The 18,295-nt window shown below is 67.5% G+C and carries 17 protein-coding genes; 10 read left to right on the top strand and 7 right to left on the bottom strand.

The window, feature by feature from the left end:
* Nucleotides 1-171 precede the first annotated feature (171 nt).
* On the bottom strand, nucleotides 172-681 hold the full coding sequence (greA, locus tag ABD210_RS08385; protein WP_344110395.1) for a transcription elongation factor GreA: 510 nt from the start codon (nucleotides 679-681) through the stop codon (nucleotides 172-174).
* A 305-nt stretch (nucleotides 682-986) separates the two neighbouring features.
* On the bottom strand, nucleotides 987-1,415 hold the full coding sequence (locus tag ABD210_RS08380) for a DUF4307 domain-containing protein (RefSeq protein WP_344110394.1): 429 nt from the start codon (nucleotides 1,413-1,415) through the stop codon (nucleotides 987-989).
* Between the two features lie 35 nt (nucleotides 1,416-1,450).
* Here ABD210_RS08380 and mca point away from each other — a divergent pair, with 35 nt between their 5' ends.
* From mca to ABD210_RS08355, 5 genes are all read left to right on the top strand, one after another.
* Nucleotides 1,451-2,314 (top strand): mycothiol conjugate amidase Mca, encoded by an 864-nt coding sequence (mca, locus tag ABD210_RS08375; RefSeq protein WP_344110393.1) that lies wholly within the window; start codon nucleotides 1,451-1,453, stop codon nucleotides 2,312-2,314.
* Nucleotides 2,315-2,354: 40 nt separating this feature from the next.
* Nucleotides 2,355-2,684: a hypothetical protein gene (locus tag ABD210_RS08370; protein WP_344110392.1), complete on the top strand. Its 330-nt coding sequence runs from the start codon at nucleotides 2,355-2,357 to the stop codon at nucleotides 2,682-2,684.
* A 190-nt stretch (nucleotides 2,685-2,874) separates the two neighbouring features.
* Nucleotides 2,875-3,903: a copper resistance D family protein gene (locus ABD210_RS08365; RefSeq protein WP_344110391.1), complete on the top strand. Its 1,029-nt coding sequence runs from the start codon at nucleotides 2,875-2,877 to the stop codon at nucleotides 3,901-3,903.
* Between the two features lie 24 nt (nucleotides 3,904-3,927).
* Entirely contained in the window at nucleotides 3,928-5,913 is a 1,986-nt protein-coding gene (locus ABD210_RS08360) for a thioredoxin domain-containing protein (RefSeq protein ID WP_344110390.1), read from the top strand.
* Nucleotides 5,914-6,136: 223 nt separating this feature from the next.
* On the top strand, nucleotides 6,137-8,212 hold the full coding sequence (locus ABD210_RS08355) for a M4 family metallopeptidase (RefSeq protein WP_344110389.1): 2,076 nt from the start codon (nucleotides 6,137-6,139) through the stop codon (nucleotides 8,210-8,212).
* A 174-nt stretch (nucleotides 8,213-8,386) separates the two neighbouring features.
* Here the strand turns inward: ABD210_RS08355 and ABD210_RS08350 are convergent, their stop codons facing one another.
* Together ABD210_RS08350 and ABD210_RS08345 are read right to left on the bottom strand one after the other, a co-directional pair.
* Nucleotides 8,387-8,869, bottom strand: coding sequence for a hypothetical protein (locus ABD210_RS08350; protein ID WP_344110388.1), 483 nt, complete (start codon nucleotides 8,867-8,869; stop codon nucleotides 8,387-8,389).
* Between the two features lie 150 nt (nucleotides 8,870-9,019).
* The gene (locus ABD210_RS08345) at nucleotides 9,020-10,204 is read right to left on the bottom strand and encodes a phosphotransferase (RefSeq protein ID WP_344110387.1); all 1,185 of its coding nucleotides are present in this window, start codon (nucleotides 10,202-10,204) and stop codon (nucleotides 9,020-9,022) included.
* Nucleotides 10,205-10,324: 120 nt separating this feature from the next.
* Between ABD210_RS08345 and ABD210_RS08340 the strand changes: the two genes are divergently transcribed.
* Nucleotides 10,325-10,822 (top strand): MarR family winged helix-turn-helix transcriptional regulator, encoded by a 498-nt coding sequence (locus tag ABD210_RS08340; protein WP_344110386.1) that lies wholly within the window; start codon nucleotides 10,325-10,327, stop codon nucleotides 10,820-10,822.
* Here ABD210_RS08340 and trhA read toward each other — a convergent pair.
* On the bottom strand, nucleotides 10,807-11,511 hold the full coding sequence (gene trhA, locus ABD210_RS08335; RefSeq protein ID WP_344110385.1) for a PAQR family membrane homeostasis protein TrhA: 705 nt from the start codon (nucleotides 11,509-11,511) through the stop codon (nucleotides 10,807-10,809). The genes ABD210_RS08340 and trhA overlap by 16 nt on opposite strands.
* Before the next feature lie 252 nt (nucleotides 11,512-11,763).
* Here trhA and ABD210_RS08330 point away from each other — a divergent pair, with 252 nt between their 5' ends.
* The 3 genes from ABD210_RS08330 to ABD210_RS08320 all read left to right on the top strand — a co-directional run bounded on the left by ABD210_RS08330 (nucleotide 11,764) and on the right by ABD210_RS08320 (nucleotide 15,444).
* Nucleotides 11,764-12,543: an isoprenyl transferase gene (locus tag ABD210_RS08330; RefSeq protein WP_344110384.1), complete on the top strand. Its 780-nt coding sequence runs from the start codon at nucleotides 11,764-11,766 to the stop codon at nucleotides 12,541-12,543.
* Nucleotides 12,544-13,248: 705 nt separating this feature from the next.
* Nucleotides 13,249-14,583: an RNA 5'-3' helicase PhoH2 gene (gene phoH2, locus ABD210_RS08325; RefSeq protein ID WP_344110383.1), complete on the top strand. Its 1,335-nt coding sequence runs from the start codon at nucleotides 13,249-13,251 to the stop codon at nucleotides 14,581-14,583.
* 162 nt (nucleotides 14,584-14,745) lie between these two features.
* Entirely contained in the window at nucleotides 14,746-15,444 is a 699-nt protein-coding gene (locus ABD210_RS08320; RefSeq protein WP_344110382.1) for an aggregation-promoting factor C-terminal-like domain-containing protein, read from the top strand.
* 705 nt (nucleotides 15,445-16,149) lie between these two features.
* Here ABD210_RS08320 and ABD210_RS08315 read toward each other — a convergent pair.
* Complete coding sequence (locus ABD210_RS08315; protein WP_344110381.1) at nucleotides 16,150-16,590, bottom strand: hypothetical protein; 441 nt, start codon at nucleotides 16,588-16,590, stop codon at nucleotides 16,150-16,152.
* 675 nt (nucleotides 16,591-17,265) lie between these two features.
* On the opposite strand from ABD210_RS08315, the gene ABD210_RS08310 reads away from it, so the two are divergent.
* Nucleotides 17,266-17,922 carry a spermidine synthase gene (locus tag ABD210_RS08310; protein ID WP_344110380.1) on the top strand — a complete coding sequence of 219 codons (657 nt, stop codon included), beginning with the start codon at nucleotides 17,266-17,268 and terminating at the stop codon, nucleotides 17,920-17,922.
* Here ABD210_RS08310 and ABD210_RS08305 read toward each other — a convergent pair.
* The gene (locus ABD210_RS08305) at nucleotides 17,907-18,284 is read right to left on the bottom strand and encodes a DUF3224 domain-containing protein (protein ID WP_344110379.1); all 378 of its coding nucleotides are present in this window, start codon (nucleotides 18,282-18,284) and stop codon (nucleotides 17,907-17,909) included. The two genes, ABD210_RS08310 and ABD210_RS08305, sit on opposite strands and share 16 nt — an antisense overlap.
* Nucleotides 18,285-18,295: the final 11 nt, after the last annotated feature.

Below are 18,295 nucleotides of genomic sequence, written 5' to 3'. Positions count from 1 at the left end.
GGAACTTATCCGCGCGCTGGAGCCAGCCGCTGGAGGAGAGCGCGCGGACGGTCGGACGGACGAGCAGGCAGGGGAGGGGAGTACGGGCGCAAGTGGAGGTGGAAAAGCGGGGCAGGCAGGAAAGGCGAACGCCCCGGTGAAGGTTCACCGGGGCGTTCGGATGTTGAGGGGTCAGCCGGTGAAGGGGACGGCGGCGACGATCTCGACTGTCACGTCCTTGCCGTTCGGGGCTTCGTAGGTGGCCTTCTCGCCCTTCTTCTTGCCGAGGATGGCCGCACCGAGCGGCGACTGCGGCGAGTAGACGTCGATGTCGACCGACGCGTCCAGCGCGAGGAGTTCGCGGGAGCCGAGCAGGAACGTCTCGACGTCGTCGTCACCGGCGAACTTGATCGATACCTTCATGCCTGGTTCGACCGCACCACCGGACTTCGGCGTCTCGCCGACCTGGGCGCGGCGCAGCATGTCCTCCAGCTGCCGGATCCGGGCCTCCATCTTGCCCTGCTCGTCCTTGGCTGCGTGGTAGCCGCCGTTCTCCTTGAGGTCGCCTTCGTCCCTGGCTTCGCTGATCCGCTGGGTGATCTCGGCACGGGCGGGTCCCTTGAGGTGCTCGAGCTCGGACTTCAGCTGGTCGTAACCATCCTGTGTCAGCCAGACAACGCTGTCCTCGATCTTCTGCGTCACGGGCTGCTCCTTGTGTCGATGGGATGGGTAGAAAAGCCTCTGGCCGCCGTCGTCGACGGCGACCAATCCACTGAGCGTAGCAAGATCGGGCTCAGAACCCCACAGTTCTGTGCCCCCTCAACGGTCCGGCAAACGTTTGCTTCGGCCTCTCGGCAATCGTTTGCTCCCGCAAGACCAGCCGCAAGACCAGCCGGGACCACCCACAAGACCAATCAGCAGACCATCGGCAGGCCATTGCTGAGGTTCAGCGGACCCCTCCAACGGGTCCGATGACCGGACTAAGCGGGTGCATTTTTAAGCAGGGCTCAGCGGGGGTGGGGGTCGTCGGCGGTGGTACAGCCGACCAGGATGACGGCGCTAGCGTCGCGTTGGGTGGTGAGGGTCGCGTCCACGGTCTGCCGGCGCGGGGAGTCGGGGGCGACGGTGACGGTCAGTTCGCCGACGATCGAGAAGTCCGCCGACTTCGCCTGCAGGCGGCAGGAGGCCTCGACGCTCTTGGTGCGGTCCACCTGGATGGTCGCGGTAGCCGAGGTCGGCGAGGTGATCTTGAAACCGAGCAATCGCGACGAGACGGGCGGCGAGGACTGCACGAACGCGACCCAGAGCAACCACACCAGCGCGATCAGTACGACGCTGCCGATGGCGCCGAGCACCAGCGGCTTGCGGCCGCGCCTGGTGCGCCCGTAGCGGGCATCCAGATCGGTGGCAGAGTCGGCGGCGGCTGGGTCGGTCAACTGTTCTCCTCGGGCTTGGGGGACCATTGTGTCCTGTGACCGAAGATCTCCGTCTGCTGCATGTCCATGCTCACCCCGATGATGAGTCCAGCAAGGGCGCCGCATCCACCGCCCGGTACGTCGCCGAGGGCGTCGATGTGATGGTTGCCACCTGCACCGGTGGCGAGCGCGGCTCGATCCTGAACCCGAAGATGGATCGCCCCGAGGTGCTGGCCAACATCACCGAGATCCGTCGCCAGGAGATGGACGCGGCCCGCGAGATCCTCGGGATCCGGCAGGAATGGCTCGGTTGGGTCGACTCCGGCTTTCCCGAGGGCGATCCGCTGCCGCCACTGCCGGAGGGGTGCTTCGCCGCGCTGAAGGTGGAGGACGCCGCCGCCCCGCTGGTGAAGCTGATCCGCGAGTTCCGCCCGCAGGTCGTCACGACGTACGACGAGAACGGGGGCTACCCGCACCCGGACCACGTGATGTGCCACCAGATCACAGTGGCGGCATTCGAGGCCGCGGGCGATCCGGACGCGTACCCGGACCTGGGTACGCCGTGGCAGCCGCTGAAGCTGTATTACCACCACACTTTCCACCGCGAGCGGATGAAGGCGCTGCACGACGCGATGGTCGCCCGCGGCCTGGAGTCGCCGTACGCCGAACGCCTCAAGGACTGGAAGCCGGACCCGGAGAACGAGCGCCGGATCACCACCAGGGTGGAGTGTGCGGAGTACTTCGGGGTCCGTGACCGGGCGTTGCTCGCGCACGCGACCCAGATCGACCCGGACGGCGCGTGGTTCGCAGTACCGCTGGAGGTGCATCAGCAGGCGTGGCCGACCGAGGACTACGAGCTCGCCCGCAGCCTGGTGGAATCCGAAGCGCCCGAGGACGACCTGTTCGCGGGGCTGCGCTGACGGCGGGGCCGGACGGTGAGAGACTGGCCGGGTGATCGCGATGACCCCACTTCTGACGACCGGGCTCCCGATGGCCGAGATCGACCCGAACTCGGTGCGGCCCGGCTGGGTCGCGCTGCTGATCGTGCTCGGGCTCGGTGCAGCCACGGTGCTGTTGTGGCGCAACATGGGCAAGCAGTTGAAGAAGATCGACTTCGATCAGGCCGATGGTGCGCAAGATCCAGCACCGTCCGCAGACCGGCCGAGCACGGCCAGCTCAGCGGACCCGGCTGGCGCTGCCGGACCGACGGAGACCACTGACGCCGCGGAGACCGGCGCTGTGGCGAAGGCCGAGGCCGAGGCCGCCAAGACGGCTCGCAACAGCGAGTAAGGCCCTGAACCAGGTCGATGCCGGTGGCAACTGCTTGCCCTGCCGCGGTTGGCTTTGCTAGCCGAAAGTCACGCGCAGACAACCGTTTGCGACACCGTGGTCACGAGATGGTGTCGTGCAGAGACGTTGTTAGATAGCTCACCTATAGTGAGCGCGTGTCGAACCAAGGTGCCGAGTGCGGGAACGCTCTGTGACCGCGACCCGCGCCGCCCGGCATCGCGTGCCCGGACGTCTGGTCGCGGGTGGCGCGAGCGCCGTGCTGGTCGCCTCAGTCGCAATGGTGGTGGGCCTGTTCGCGGCCGGGAGTGAGCCGCAGGACAACAACCTCGGGATCGGCGGGCCCAGCCTCTTCGTCTCCTGGCTGCTGCCCTTCTTCCGGTTGATGTCCACGATGGCGACCGTCGGGTGTGCCGGCGCGCTGCTCGCCGCGGTCGTCCTGCTGCGCACCGACGGCGGTCCGCTCGGCGTGCAGGGCCGTCGCGCCGTCCGCGACGCGAGCAACTCCGCGATCGTCTGGGCCGTCGCCGCCTTCGGAGGCGCGATCATCACGGCGGCGGTGTTGCTCGACACCCCGGTAGACCTGCTCAGGCTGAAGCTGGACGACGCGCTCGGTGTGCCCGAGGTGAAGGCCCTGCTGATCACCGGCATCCTGGTCGTCGCGCTCGCGATCGGAATCCGCCGGGTGCAGACCTCCTCGGCGGCCGGCCTTGGTGTCCTGGTCGCTATCGCCGCACTCGTCCCGCCTGCTCTGACCACCTACCCGCGCAACGAGTCGTACGTCGTACTCGCGGGCGCCGCACTCGTCATCCACGTGATCGCGGCGACCACCTGGGTCGGCGGACTGGCCGGCCTGGTCCGCTACGGCCGAGCCAGCCGCCACGGTCTGCCGATGGTGCTGGAGCGCTTCAACCAGGTCGCGTTCTCCTCTTCCATCGCGGTTCTGGTCAGCGGTCTCATCAGCGCGGCCGGGCGGCTCGCGGCCAAGGGTGGCGGCTTCGGCTCGGCGTTGGACGTCCTCACATCCGATGCGTACGGCGGGCTGCTGCTGGCCAAGACGGTCGCTTTCGTCGTGCTGATCATCGCCGGCTGGTATCACCGCAGGCACGTGACCAACAGACTCGATCCCAACAGCAACGCCTTCTGGCAACTCGTCGGCGGTGAGCTCGTGGTGATGGCGATCGCGATCGGCCTGTCCGTGGCCCTCGCACAGACCGCCTGACGCCGGACCGCATACGGTGGGGCCATGGCCCCGGTCAACGAGCTCGGTTCATCCACGTCGCCCTATCTCCGGCAGCACGCGGGAAATCCGGTGGCCTGGCGGCAGTGGTCGGAGCAGGCCTTCGCGGAGGCGCGGGAGCGCGATGTCCCGGTGTTCCTCTCGATCGGGTACTCGGCCTGCCACTGGTGTCACGTGATGGCGCACGAGTCGTTCGAGGACGAGGAAACCGCCGCTTTCCTCAACGAGCACTTCGTCAGCATCAAGGTCGATCGCGAGGAACGTCCCGACGTGGACGCGATCTACATGGAAGCGACCGTGGCGATGACAGGCCATGGTGGCTGGCCGATGTCGGTCTTCCTGACGCCGACTGCCGAGCCGTTCTTCTGCGGCACCTACTTCCCGTCCCAACCACGAGTCGGTATGGCGACGTTCCGTCAGGTCCTGGAATCCCTGGTCGAGGCCTGGCAGACCAAACGCGAGCAGATCGACGGGATCGGCCGCTCGGTGGTCGACCAGTTCGGCGCGCGCGACCACGCAGTACAGGGCGCGATCGACGAGGTGACGCTCGACCGGGCGGTCGCGTTGCTGAAGGTGGACTTCGATCCGGTGGACGCAGGGTTCGGGCAGGCGCCGAAGTTCCCGCCGTCGATGGTGCTCGACTTCCTGTTGCGCCATCACCGGCGGACTGGCTCGGCCGAGGCGTTGGAGATGGTCCGGCAGACCTGCGAGCGGATGGCTCGGGGCGGGATGTACGACCAGCTCGCCGGGGGATTCGCGCGGTACAGCGTGGACGGGCAGTGGGTCGTGCCGCACTTCGAGAAGATGCTGTACGACAACGCGCTCCTCCTGGACGTCTATACCGAGTGGTGGGCGATCACGGGGGAGCCGCTGGCGAAGCGGATCGCGACCGAGACGGCCGACTTCCTGCTGGCCGAGCTCCGCACTCCCGAAGGTGGATTCGCCTCTGCGCTGGACGCCGACACCGAAGGCGAGGAAGGCCGGTACTACGTCTGGGCGCCTGACGAGCTCCGCGCAGTCCTGGGTGACGAGGACGCCGGCTGGGTGATCGACCTGTGCGACGTCACCGGCACCTTCGAGCACGGATCGTCCGTCCTCCAGCTTCGCCGGGACCCGGACGATCCCGACCGCTGGAACCGCCTGAAGTCAGTACTGCGGGACGCCAGGAGTTCGCGGACCTACCCAGGCCGCGACGACAAGGTGGTCGCCGCCTGGAACGGTCTGGCGATCACCGCGCTCGCCCGCGCGGGCGTCGTACTGGCGCAGCCCGAGTATGTCGAGGCGGCGGTGACCGCGGCCGGATTGGTCCGGGACGTCCACCTTGACGGGTCGGGTCGACTCCACCGGACCTCGCGCGACGGCAAGGTCGGCACCGCGCACGGCGTGCTCGAGGACTACGCCGCCTTCGCCCAGGCCTGCCTGACCCTGCTCGGCGTCACCGGTGAACCGGCCTGGCTGCAGACGGCGGAATCCCTGCTCGATCGGGTGATCGAGCAATTCGTTGCTGATGGCATCTTCTACGACACGGCCGCGGATGCCGAGGCGCTCGTCTGGCGTCCGCAGGATCCGACCGACAATGCCAGCCCGTCCGGCGTATCCCTCGCAGCCGAAGCGCTCAGCACTCTTGCCTCGCTGACCGGATCAGTCCGGTATGAAGCCGCCGCCGAGCAAGCGCTGAAGGCCTCCGCGGCATTGGCCGGCCGTGCTCCAAGGTTCGCCGGCCGGGCTCTCGCGGTGGCGGAGACGGTCGCCTCGGGACCGTTGGAGATCGCGATCGTCGGGGACTCCGAGGAGTTGCTGCGGATCGCGCTGACCGACTCGGTCTGGGGTACCGCCGTGGTTCGCGGCGCACCCGGCCTCGACGTACCGCTGATGGCCGGACGGGAGCTGCTCGACGGGCGGCCGGCGGCGTACGTGTGTCAGAAGTTCACCTGCCGACTGCCGATCGCGTTGCCGGAAGACCTTCGGCGTGAGTTGAGCCCGGCCCGCTGACAACGCGCGCCAGTGCGGGTTTTCCCTGTCGTTTCGCCAGAATCCCTTGACTCGGGGCCCCGCGAGGGACAGAGTCCTCCCTCAGTCGGATGTAACAGAAATCGCATGGCTTGACACACAGTGTCACAAGTGAGCAATGGCACTGCTGGGTCAAAATCCGGCGTCCCCATTTGATACCGGTCGCTGCGCCCAAACAGCGACCACACCGTGAGGAGATGTTGTCTTGAAACGACTGACATCAGCAGGGGCGGTGGCCATCGTCGCAACAGCGGGACTGGCCGGAGCCTTCACCGGATCGCCCGCAGGAGCCGCCGCCCGTACGGCTCCGCTTCCGGCTTCCGGCTTCAACCAGCCGGCCGCCGTCCAGGCCGAGACCGCGCTGACCGCGCAGACGGCCGCGGCGCTCGGACTGGCCAATGGTGAGGTGCTCAAGGTCCGCGACGTCGTGAAGGACGCCGACGGCACCGAGTTCGTCCGCTACGACCGGACCTACAACGGCCTGAAGGTCGTCGGCGGCGACCTGATCGTGAAGCGCAAGGGCGACACGATCAACAAGGTCACTTACAACCGCGGCGCCAGCAAGGTCGCGATCGCCTCCACCAAGCCGACTCTGTCCGAATCGGCGGCGTTGGCCAAGGGTGCGAAGTCCGCGGACTTCAAGGCCACAGGCAACAAGGGGACGCTGGTCATCTACGTGACCCCCAGCAAGCCGGTGCTCGCCTACGAGGTCGTCACCACGGGCGTCAAGCCCGACCAGACCCCGTCGGTGCTCCACTCGTTCATCGACGCCAAGAGTGGCGCGCTGCTCGACCAGGACGACGAGGTCAAGACCGGTACCGGTAACTCGATGTACTCCGGGACGGTCTCGATCGGCACCTCGGGCAGCTTCTCGATGAGCGACCCGACCCGCGGTGGCAACAACACCACCGACCTGAACGGCGCGACCTCCGGCAACGGCACGCTCTTCACGGATCCCGACGACACCTGGGGCACCGGTGCGGCCTCGAACCGGCAGACCGCCGCCGTCGACGCACACTACGGCGCTCAGCTGACGTGGGACTACTACAAGAACGTCCACGGCCGGAACGGCATCTTCAACAACGGCCAGGGCGCTCGCTCGCGGACGCACTACGGCAACGCCTACGTGAACGCGTTCTGGGATGGCACCCAGATGACGTACGGCGACGGGTCCGGCAACACTCACCCGCTGACCTCCCTCGACGTGGCCGGCCACGAGATGAGCCACGGTGTCACCGAGGCGACCGCCAACCTGAACTACTCCGGCGACGCGGGCGGCCTGAACGAGGCCACCTCGGACATCTTCGGCACGATGGTCGAGTTCTACGCGAACAACTCCACCGACCCGGGTGACTACCTGATCGGCGAGAAGATCAACATCAACGGCAACGGCACGCCGCTGCGCTACATGGACAAGCCGTCCAAGGACGGTGCCAGCAAGGACTGCTGGACCACCACCACCGGTGGGCTCGACCCGCACTACTCCTCCGGCCCGCTGAACCACTGGTTCTACCTGGCGTCCGAGGGCACCGGCAGCAAGGTCATCGGCGGCGTCACGCACAGCAGCACCGCGTGCGACGGCTCCACCATCGCCGGTGTCGGTCACGATGTGGCCGCCAAGGTCTGGTACCGCACGCTGAGCACCAAGCTCAGCTCGGGTAGCACCTACAAGGACGCCCGTGAAGGCGCGATCAACTCCGCCATCGAGCTGTACGGCGCAGGCTCCGCGCAGTGCAAGGGCATCGAGGCGGCGTTCACCGGGATCTCGGTCCCGGCCGGCGCAGCCTCCTGCACCGGTGGCACCCAGCCGCCGCCCACCGGCAGCAACCTGCTGCAGAACCCGGGCTTCGAGTCCGGCGCGGTGAACTGGACCGGCACCTCCGGCCCCATCACCAACAACACCGGCCGCCCGGCCCGCACGGGTAGCTGGAAGCTGTGGCTGCAGGGCAACGGTTCCACCTCGACCGAGAACGTCGGCCAGTCGGTCGCCATCCCGGCGTCGGCGACCAGCGCCTCGCTGTCGTTCTGGATCCGGATCGACACCGCCGAGACCACCACCTCGACCGTGTACGACACGGTGAAGGTGCAGATCGTGGACGGTGCGACGACCACCACGCTGGCGACGTACTCCAACCTCGACAACAACACGTCGTACGTGCAGAAGACGTTCAACGTGACCGCCTACAAGGGCAAGACCGTCACGGTGAAGTTCCTGGGCAACGAGGACTCCTCGCTGCAGACCAGCTTCGTCGTCGACGACACCTCGCTGACCGCGGGCTGAATCACCAGCTCCACCTGAACGTCCCGCTGTGATCCGTCCGGGGCGCACGGCCTCCGCCCAGGCTGTGCGCCCCGGATTCCTTTGTGGCAAAGGAGAACCGCCCCAAGCCCAGAAATCCGCGCTTGTACTGCGTGATCGACGATGTCGCGCTGACGACAAGCTAGTCGCTGTGCGCTAGACCGGCTTGCAGAGTTTGCCGGGTGGCACTGTGGCTTCGGTGAGCAACTGGTTCACCGGAGCCACCAACGGCTTCACCTTAGGATCTTCCAGCCGCGCGAGTCCGCCGCCGGCCGCGACCGCGATGATCATGTCGTCGGGGTAGCGGATCGTCGGTTTGACCGAGCCGACCTCGGACCAGTCGACCTGCTTGACCGCATCGGTGAGGCTGGTCAGCAGACCTGCATCCAGCTTGCACTTGACCGGATCCTTGCCCAGCTTGCTGACGTTGGCGATCCCGTCCTGGCCGACCACGACGCGGTCGTTGAATCCCGCGAACCCACCTGTGCGGGTCACGGTCAGCGGAAGCGGCGCCGCGCTCGGGGTCGGCGTACCGGAGATCGGTGCCGACGGGGTGCCGCCGGAGTTCGATTCGTCGCCACAGCCGGTCAGGACCAGGCCGACGGCCGCTGCCACTGCTGCGTACCGGATGTTCTTCACACCCTCATGCATACCCACCTACGGGTTGACGGCAGAGTTCGTGCATGGGCTGGTACACGAATGTCATCCGGTCGTTAGGGCGCCAACCCTGGTTCGCCATTCTCGGTCGCAATGCGATGCCGATCGATCGCTGGCTGCAACGGAGGACGGCTAGCCGATCGGGCTGACCAGGTCCACAAGAGCGCGGGTCAGTCGGACCCGCTGCTCGAATATGGCGATGGTGGCGGCGTCCCCGGTGTGGTTGAACAGCTCCAACGGCAACGCGGTGAACGTCGCCCGGCACATCAGCGATCCCAGGTAGCCGAACAGCACCTGATCCTCGGACACGATCATCCCGTCGGCGGCCAATCCCTCCATGAACGCCGACACGATCGCTCGGTGGATCAACGGCAGTGCCTCCGGTGCCAGCTCACCGGCGTGCGCCAATCCGACGAGGAGCTGCCCGAGGTCGAACCCGACCGCCTGCGGGCAGTCGAAGCCCCAGTCGATCACCACGAACTCGTCCTCGTTGTCCTCTGACACAAGGAGATTCTGCGGACTCGCGTCCCCGTGCTGATAGGTCTGCGGCAACGCGTCCAACCCATCCAGTACTGCGGGCAGGCGCTCCGCCAACGCGAGCAGATCGTCCTTCAGCCGATGCTCGCCGGTATTGCAGACGGCGGAAGCCAGCAGCGGATGCCGCCAGGTGTCCGCGTCTGCCAGAACGGGCAGTGCACCCATCATCACCCGGCCGGTCGTGTAGTACCTCAGGGCGACGCCAGGTGTCTCGACGTCGCGTCGCGGCAGCAGCGGCTTGACCAGGTGCAGTTGCCGTCGCGCCGACAATCTGCCCAGCAGGTACGCCGCGCGCCCGAACCGCTCCAGCGGCCAGGGCCCCGGCACCTGGATGACGTTCTCCATCCAGAGGGCGGCGCGTTCGTCGTCGTCGTTGATGTCGAGCCGGTAGAGCGCGGGCAGTCGCAGGCCGTCCGGCAGCAGCGAGGCCAAGGTGCTCTGGTGCACCGCGATCTCGAGCCGCCAGGGGAGGTTCTGGACGAAGTTCTCGCGCATCTGCTCGGGCACCAGGTGGAGCTGGGACCAGTGCCGCGCCGATTGCAGCTTCTTCACGAAGCAGGACCAGTTCGTGGTGGTGCCGTCGGCAAGCCTCGCGGTGCCGAACACCCGGAGCAGCGCCTCGGTGCTCGGCGTACCGATCAGGTAACCGACCGGCTCCACCCGGACGTCTCCTGGTTCCGCATCCGGCTGCCCGGTGATGGTCCGGACCAGGCGGGCGAACTCCTGGTCGTCGAGGGCGTTCCGCCCCAGTGGTGTGAGCCCTTCTGGCCTGGTGATCATCGGTTCCCCCGTGTGGTGGCGTCTGCCTCCGATGCTGCCGTGCCACCTTCAGCCAGCCTTCAGAAGCCGACCCGCCGAAGAAGTAAAGCAGCCTTACCATCGAGATAGTAAAGTTGCCTTATGACTTCCGTCAACGCCCTTTCGGGCGACACCTCAGGCCTCGGGGATCTCCACATCGCCGGGCTGCTCGGCCTGGTGATGAAGCGACTACGGCTGGACATCCTGGCGGGTTCGGAAACGAGGTTCCCGGGGCTCAGGGTGTCGCACTACCGGCTGCTGGAGCTGATCCCGGCCGCAGGGGCGCGGATCACCGACCTGGCCGAGATCGCGGGCATGACGAAACAGGGCCTCGGCCAGCACATGGACTACCTGCAGGAGCGCGGCTACACCGAGTCGGAGCGGTTGCCCGAGGACCGCCGCGTCCGCCTGGTCCGGCGTACGGGCAAGGGGGACGAAGCGGTCGAGTTCAGCCACGTGGCGATCGGGCGGGTAGAGGAGGAGTGGCGCGATCAGCTCGGCCTGGACAAGTACGAGCTTGTCCGCGAAGCGCTGATGCAGCTCTGCAGACCGCTCGACGACGAACTGACCTGGCTGCGGAAGAGTCAGGCGGCGCGGTAGGTGGCGATGCTGACCGCGATGTAGTGGCAGATGAACGCGGCCACCGTGCAGGCGTGGAAGATCTCGTGGAAGCCGAACCACAGCGGTGACGGGTTCGGCCGCTTCGTCGCGTAGATCACCGCGCCGATCGAGTACAGGCCGCCGCCGATCGCCAGCAGCGTGACCACGGCCGCGCCGCCCAGGTGGTAGAAGTCGCCCATCCAGAAGATCGCCACCCAGCCCAGGGCAAGGTAGATCGGCGTATACAACCAGCGGGGTGCATGCACCCAGAAGATCCGGAACAGGATGCCCAGCAGGGCGCCGCCCCAGACCATGCTGAGCAGTAGGACCCGGTCGTTGCCGCGCAGCAGCACCATCCCCAGTGGGGTGTAGGTGCCGGCGATCAGCAGGAAGATGTTGCTGTGGTCGAGCCGGCGCAGGATCGCCTCACCGGTCGGGCCCCAGTAGAAGCGGTGGTACAGCGCCGAGATGCCGAACAGCAGCATCGAGCCGAGGGTGTAGACGGCGGCGGCCCAGCGCGCGGCCGCGGTCGGTGCCAGGCAGATCAGCACGATGCCTGCCGCGGTGGCGAACGGGAACGTGCCCGCGTGCAACCAGCCCCGCAGCTTGGGTTTCAGAGGTGCCAAAGCGCCCGTGAGGCGGTGACCGAGTTCGTGGGGCGGGGTGTTGGTGGTGGCGGCCTTGGCCATCATCGCCGTCCTCTCGAGCGCGGTTCTGGGTGGAACTCCGGTGCCTACGTCCCTCCGCAACCGTAACCTACGCGACCGTAGGTTCAAGGGTCCGGAAGGATGAAATCTAGGCCCATCGGCGCCTCGACGCACCCGCACCGGAGTGTTCGACGAACGGACTCTCACGAAAGTTCGATGTCGGTTCTGCCGGTCCGCGGCGCATCCGTTGTCCGCTAGCCTCGTAGGCGAAGACTTCGAGGAGAGCATCTGCCCATGCGGACACCTGGCAAACAACGGCTGCGCAGTGCGGTGTACGGACTGTACGAGCGACGGCTGGCACGATCCCTCTCGCCGGACCGGATGCCGCGCCACATCGGCGTCATCATCGACGGGAACCGGCGCTGGGCCCGGGCCGCGGGCGACCCGGTGTCGCGCGGCCACGAGGCCGGGGCGAACAAGATCTCCGAGTTCCTGGACTGGTGCGACGAGGTCGGCGTCAAGGTCGTCACCGTCTGGATGCTGTCCACCGACAACCTGACCCGACCGGCCGACGAGCTGGAGCCGCTGCTGCGGATCATCGAGCAGACAGTCGAGGAGCTGACCTCGATCGGCCGCTGGCGGATCCACCCGGTGGGCGCCCTGGACCTGCTGCCGGGCGCGACCGCGGAGGTGCTGAAGGGCGCCGAGGCGGCCACCCAGAACGTGGATGGAATGCTGGTCAATGTCGCGGTCGGCTACGGCGGCCGTCGCGAGCTGGCCGACGCGGTCCGGTCGCTGCTGCTCGAGGAAGCCGCCAAGGGCATCTCGATCGAGGAAGTGGCCGAGCGGGTTGACGTCGAGCACATCGCCGAACACCTCTACACCAAGGGCCAGCCGGACCCGGACCTGGTCATCCGGACGTCCGGGGAGCAGCGGCTGGGGGGCTTCCTGCTCTGGCAGAGCGCGCTGAGCGAGTTCTACTTCTGCGAGGCTCTCTGGCCCGACTTCCGGCACGTGGACTTCCTTCGTGCGATCCGGAACTACGCCCAGAGAGAGCGTCGCTTCGGGACCTGAGCACCGGATTCTCCGGTACTGCGGTGCCGCTGCCACAGCGGCGACAGCGGCGACACGTAGGCGTGGGTGGCTGCGCCCGTTGATGCCCAGCGGCCAGCCGAAGTACCAGGCGACCCGGGTGAATTCGTACGGGATGCTCGCACGACGGCCGCTGCGACTGCTCAGCGGCCCCAGCGCAGGGCTGATTCCGGCGCTGTCCAGCCTCTGGCAGGCTTGTCGCCGCGCCCGCAGGTGACACAGGCCCGGCGGTCCCGCCGGTGGTACGCGAGCGCCGTAGTGGCCCACAGACGCCGCACGTTCTTGAGCATGGGATCGGCGTGTCGCGGCGGCCCGGCGTACCGGCTCACTCTGCTGAGCGAACGGCGTCCCTCAGGGGAGGGAACGTGTAACAAGCCGTTAACCCCGTGGCCGGGCGTGTCGGGCTGCGGCGTTCGCAGGACCGACCTACTCTCCTAAGTGACGGTCGGAGGGGAAGCCGGCTGTCCGGGAGGCCCGATCAGATGAGACTTGACTGCTCGCCGGTAGCCCCATGAGGGGCAGATCGGAGTGCCCGAGACCCTCGGTCTCATTCTCGCTGGTTTCCGGTGACGCACGTGCGGCGTGCCGGAGGGGGTCTGCACCAGACCTCCGGGTCAGTTCCCGGTCCATCACCTAACACTGGTGGGCCGGGCGTGGTGCACGTCGCGGCCCGAGAGGACGTGCGACATGGCTGCCACCCACGCCAAGGCGTCAAACACCTCATCCACGCCGGACCAGCGCACTTTTGTGCTGGACACCTCCGTGCTCCTGTCCGACCCGCACGCAATGCTGCGGTTCGACGAGCACGAGGTCGTCATCCCGGTGGTCGTCGTCACTGAACTGGAGGCAAAACGGCATCATCCTGAGCTCGGCTACTTCGCTAGGACCGCCTTGCGGTTGATGGACGAGCTCCGGATCCAGCACGGACGATTGGACGCACCCCTGCCAGTGGGGGAGAAGGGTGGCACGATCCGGGTCGAGTTGAACCACACCGACCCGCAGACTCTGCCGGCCGGTTTCCGGCTCGGCGACAACGACAGCCGCATCCTCGCGGTGGCGTGCAACTTCAAGGCCGAGGGCCGCGACGTCACGCTGGTGTCGAAGGACCTGCCCATGCGGGTCAAGGCGTCCGCCTGCGGGCTGATGGCCGAGGAGTACCGCGCGGAGCTGGCGCTGGAGTCCGGCTGGACCGGGATGAGCGAGCTCGAGGTCGAAACGGCCGATGTGGACGCGCTCTACGAGGACGGCGTGCTGGAACTGCCGCAGGCGGGAGAGTTCCCCACTCACACCGGTCTGGTACTGCTCTCGGAGCGCGGCAGCGCGCTCGGCCGGGTGATGCCCGACAAGCGGATCCGGCTGGTCCGGGGCGATCGCGAGGCCTTCGGGATCCGCGGCCGATCCGCCGAGCAGCGGGTCGCGCTCGACCTGTTGCTGGACCCGGACGTCGGGATCATCTCGCTCGGTGGCAGGGCGGGCACCGGCAAGTCCGCGCTGGCGCTGTGCGCCGGGCTGGAGGCGGTGATGGAGCGCCGCCAGCACAAGAAGGTGGTGGTCTTCCGGCCGTTGTTCGCGGTCGGCGGCCAGGAACTGGGGTACCTCCCCGGTTCGGAGTCGGAGAAGATGCAGCCGTGGGCCCAGGCGGTCTTCGACACGCTGGGCGCGCTCACCAGCAGTGACGTGATCGACGAGGTGATGGACCGCGGCATGCTCGAGGTGCTGCCGCTGACCCACATCCGCGGCCGGTCGCTGCACGACGCGTTCGTGATCGTGGACGAGGCCCAGTCGCTCGAGCGCAACGTGCTGCTGACCGTGCTGTCCCGGGTCGGCGCCAACTCGCGGGTGGTGCTCACCCACGACGTGGCACAGCGCGACAACCTCCGCGTAGGCAGGCACGACGGCGTCGTGGCAGTAGTGGAGAAGCTGAAAGGTCACCCACTGTTCGCACACGTGACGCTGACCCGCTCGGAGCGCTCGCCGATCGCCGCTCTCGTCACCGAGATGCTGGAGAACCTGGAACTGTGATGCCGGCGATTCTGTAAAACAAAAGTAAGACTTGCGCGGTACCCGGTGCGGCCACACGCCATGTGGCCGCACCATCATCGTGACCTGCTTGTGATCACGGTCTGTTTAGGCCAGAGTATGTTCTCGTTGCAGCCGACGGGGGTCGGGTATTCGGAAGGACAGATGAAAGCGAAGCGCTCCGTCGCGGTCCTCGCAGTCAGTGGGATCGCCGTCGTCTCGGTTGTCGCCGGCCTCGATCTCTTCAGCTCCCCCGGGAGCAACGCCGCGTCCGATCCGGTGTCCGGCCGGGCCGAGATGGCTGTGCTGAACAGCGAGAAGGCGAAGGCGGCCCAATCGCCGTCCCCCAAGCCGCAGACTCCCGAGGAGCAGGCCCAGGAAGTCATCCGCATGCGCAACCAGATCGAGGCGGTCGAGTCCGCCCGCAAGGCCATGCAGGACCAGGCCGAGCTGCGGCAGAAGGCGAAGAACGCCGCGCTGGCCCGCTACAAGGCGCTGCAGAAGACCGAGAAGAACTCCCGCGACGAGCGCGCCAGCCGCGACGCCGAGCGCAAGAAGCTCTCAGGCACGCCGAAGGAGGTCGCCCTCAACCTCCTCGCCGACCACGGCTGGAAGGAAAGCCAGTTCACCTGCCTGGACAGCCTGTGGACCAAGGAGTCCCGCTGGAAGGTGAACGCGGACAACCCGACCTCGTCCGCTTACGGCATCCCGCAGGCCCTCCCCGGCAACCGCATGGCGGCATACGGCTCCGACTGGCGCACCAACCCGGTCGTCCAGATCAAGTGGGGCCTCGACTACATCGAGAACGCCTACGGCTCCCCCTGCAACGCCTGGGCCCACTCCAAGCTGAAGAACTGGTACTAACCGCCCCACCCGCCCCCTCCCTGCCATCGCTTGCGTCCGAAGGGGCGTGGGGTCTGCCCCGCGGGCGCTCGGACGTTACGCGGGGGTTGCGGGGGTCGCGGGGTTGCGGGGGTTGCGTCCGAGGGGGTGTGGGGTCTGCCCTGCGGGGGTTCGGACGTTGCGCGGGGGTCGTGGGGTTGCGGGGGTTGCGTCCGAAGGGGCGTGGGGTCTGCCCCGCGCGCAGTCGGACGTTAACGACGGGGTTGTGGGGTTGCGGGGTTGCGTCCGAGGGGCCGTGGGGTCTGCCCCGCGGGTGTTCGGACGTTGCGCTGGGGTTGCGGGGGTTGCGGGGTTGCGTCCGAGGGGGTGTGGGGTCTGCCCTGCGGGTGTTCGGACGTTGCGCTGGGGTTGCGGGGGTTGCGGGGTTGCGTCCGAGGGGGTGTGGGGTCTGCCCTGCGGGTGTTCGGACGTTGCGCTGGGGTTGCGGGGTTGCGGGGTTGCGTCCGAAGGGGCGTGGGGTCTGCCCCGCGCGCAGCCGGACGTTAACGACGGGGTTGTGGGGTTGCGGCGTTGCGTCCGAGGGGCCGTGGGGTCTGCCCCGCGGGGGTTCGGACGTTACGCGGGGGTCGTGGGGTTGCGGGGGTTGCGTCCGAGGGGGTGGGGGGTCTGCCCTGCGGGTGTTCGGACGTTATCGACGGGACTGCCCGCGGCGGAGCTAAGGCGGAGTTAGCCGGGCCAGCCCTGTGAGCGGAGGAGGCGGGCGACCTGCTCCATGAATCGATCGGGCTCCGTGTGAAGGCCGAGGACGGGGATCCGGAGCACGTGCGAGCTGGAGATCGTCAACTCGTTCTGCCGTATCGCATCCGCAAGAGCACGCTCGGCCTCCTGATGGTGAACGCCCTCGATCTCCACAACCACGTCATACATCGTCCACTCCACGTCGAGGAAGACGATCCCGTCCGGAGTCACGCGTCGCGTCTGCCGGTCTGGTTCTGGCAGCCCGTACTCCTGACAGAGGCGGAGGAAGTCGATCTCGCCTGTGGACTGAGCTCCGCCGGCGATCTCGTTGATCACCTGCTGCAGGAAGCGGCGCCGCCGATGCCTTCGGATCGAGCTCAGTGCCTCAGTCAACTCGGTTGGCGTGGTCAGCCCCTGTTGCACCGACATCGCGAGAATGAGCGATGCCTGCTTGTTGCTAACCGCCCAGAGGGCTGCGCGAATCGCGGCGACGGGAGGTCGCACCCGTGGGAGCTCGGATCCCGTCAGGTCGTCAGGCTGGCGTCGCCTGGTCTCGTGAACAACCACTCCGCGGGGACGGCGGGGCCTGGCGGACTTCGGAGTCGAAACATGGATCGGCGCATCGAAACCTGTCAGGCCCGCCGCCCGAAGAGCGGTCGCGCCGTCCAGCGCTGCCCCGGACCCGACCTCGAACACGGCGGACCACCAGGCGCCGTACTCGGACAGATCTCCGGTAATGAGCGCCAGCGACTGCCGACCCCTGACTGCCCAGCGGCCGGCCCGGACCTGCGACTCCACCTGCCATCGCTTCCAGCCCGCTGCGTACAGCTGGGCGCGTGAGAGGACGCCACCCTGCTGATCGGCCAGTCGAGCCGCTTGCCGACGGCGCTTCTCCCGGATAGCCGCCCTGCGGCAGGTCTCACATCGCCCGCACCAGTTCTCGCGCCGGCATCTACCAACTGCTTCGTCTGTCACATCGGAGAAGTTGCACGCAAACGCGTGTGGATCCTCCGACAGATCTTTCGCCTGTGGATAGCCGCCCGGTTGCGTCCGAACAACCGTGGGGCAGGACCCTCACTTCTTCGGACGCAATGATCGGGGAGGATGGCGGGTGTGAGTGACGTGGCGCGGGCGGTCAATGGGCGGGGTGAGCTCGTACTGCGGCGGCGTGAAGGTGACGGGGCGCTGGAGCTGCGGGTCAACGGGGTGTTCGTGATGGACGATCGGGAGACGTCCAGCGAGGCGTTGCTGGCTTCGGTCGCGCTCGCAGCCGTACTGCGGCCGGAGCGGGTCCTGGTTGGAGGGCTAGGGCTCGGGTACACAGTGCGGGCGTTGCTGACGGATCAGCGAGTGGGTGAGGTGCTCGTGGCCGAGATCGAGCCCGAGCTGGTGCAGTGGATGCGCGACGGGGTGCTGCCCTCAGTGCTCGACGACCAGCGGGTGTCGGTCGAGGTCGGCGATGTGCGGGATGTGGTGGCGGGGCAACCAGCCGGTTCGCTGGACGGGATCCTGCTCGACGTGGACAACGGGCCGGACTTCCTTGTGTACAACGAGAACGCCGTCATCTACGAGTCGTCGTTCCTTGCTGTGTGCAAGGACAGGCTCCGCCCCGGCGGCGTGCTCACAGTGTGGTCGTCCTCGTCGTCCGAGCCGCTGCAGGCCGCAGTACAGCAGGTTTTCGGTCACTGTGAGGTCCAGCCTGTCCCGGTCAACCTCCAAGGACGCGACGAGACCTACTACGTGTATCAGGGCAATTCGTAGTCCAGCGTGAGTCGCGGACCCTGGTCGTCGTGCTCATAGACGACCGTGCCCGTCAGGCCGGCGAGATCCCCGACGGCGGCGACGATCTTGCCCGGCGACGACGTCTGGTCCGCAGTCGCGCCGTGCACCATCACGAACGACCCGTCCCGGCCGGAGAGCGTGCCGGTGAAGCGCTCGACCGCCGTGTACGCCGCTGGGCCGGCGCCGGTGCCCACCATCTGGAGCTCGGCCGAGCTGGTCCCGACCAGTTCACCGCCCGCGAAGTTCTTCCCGACAGTCGCGCGACCCAGCTCCAGCCCGTCGGCGTCGTCGTACGTCGACTGGTCCCACTTGGTGATCTCGAAAGACTGGGTGAACCTCATCGCGTCCTCCT

The organism is Kribbella alba (assembly GCF_039529635.1).
In the GTDB taxonomy this organism is placed as follows: domain Bacteria; phylum Actinomycetota; class Actinomycetes; order Propionibacteriales; family Kribbellaceae; genus Kribbella; species Kribbella alba.
Note: the sequence above shows the minus strand (reverse complement) of the source record. Positions and strands in the feature narration are given on the sequence as shown.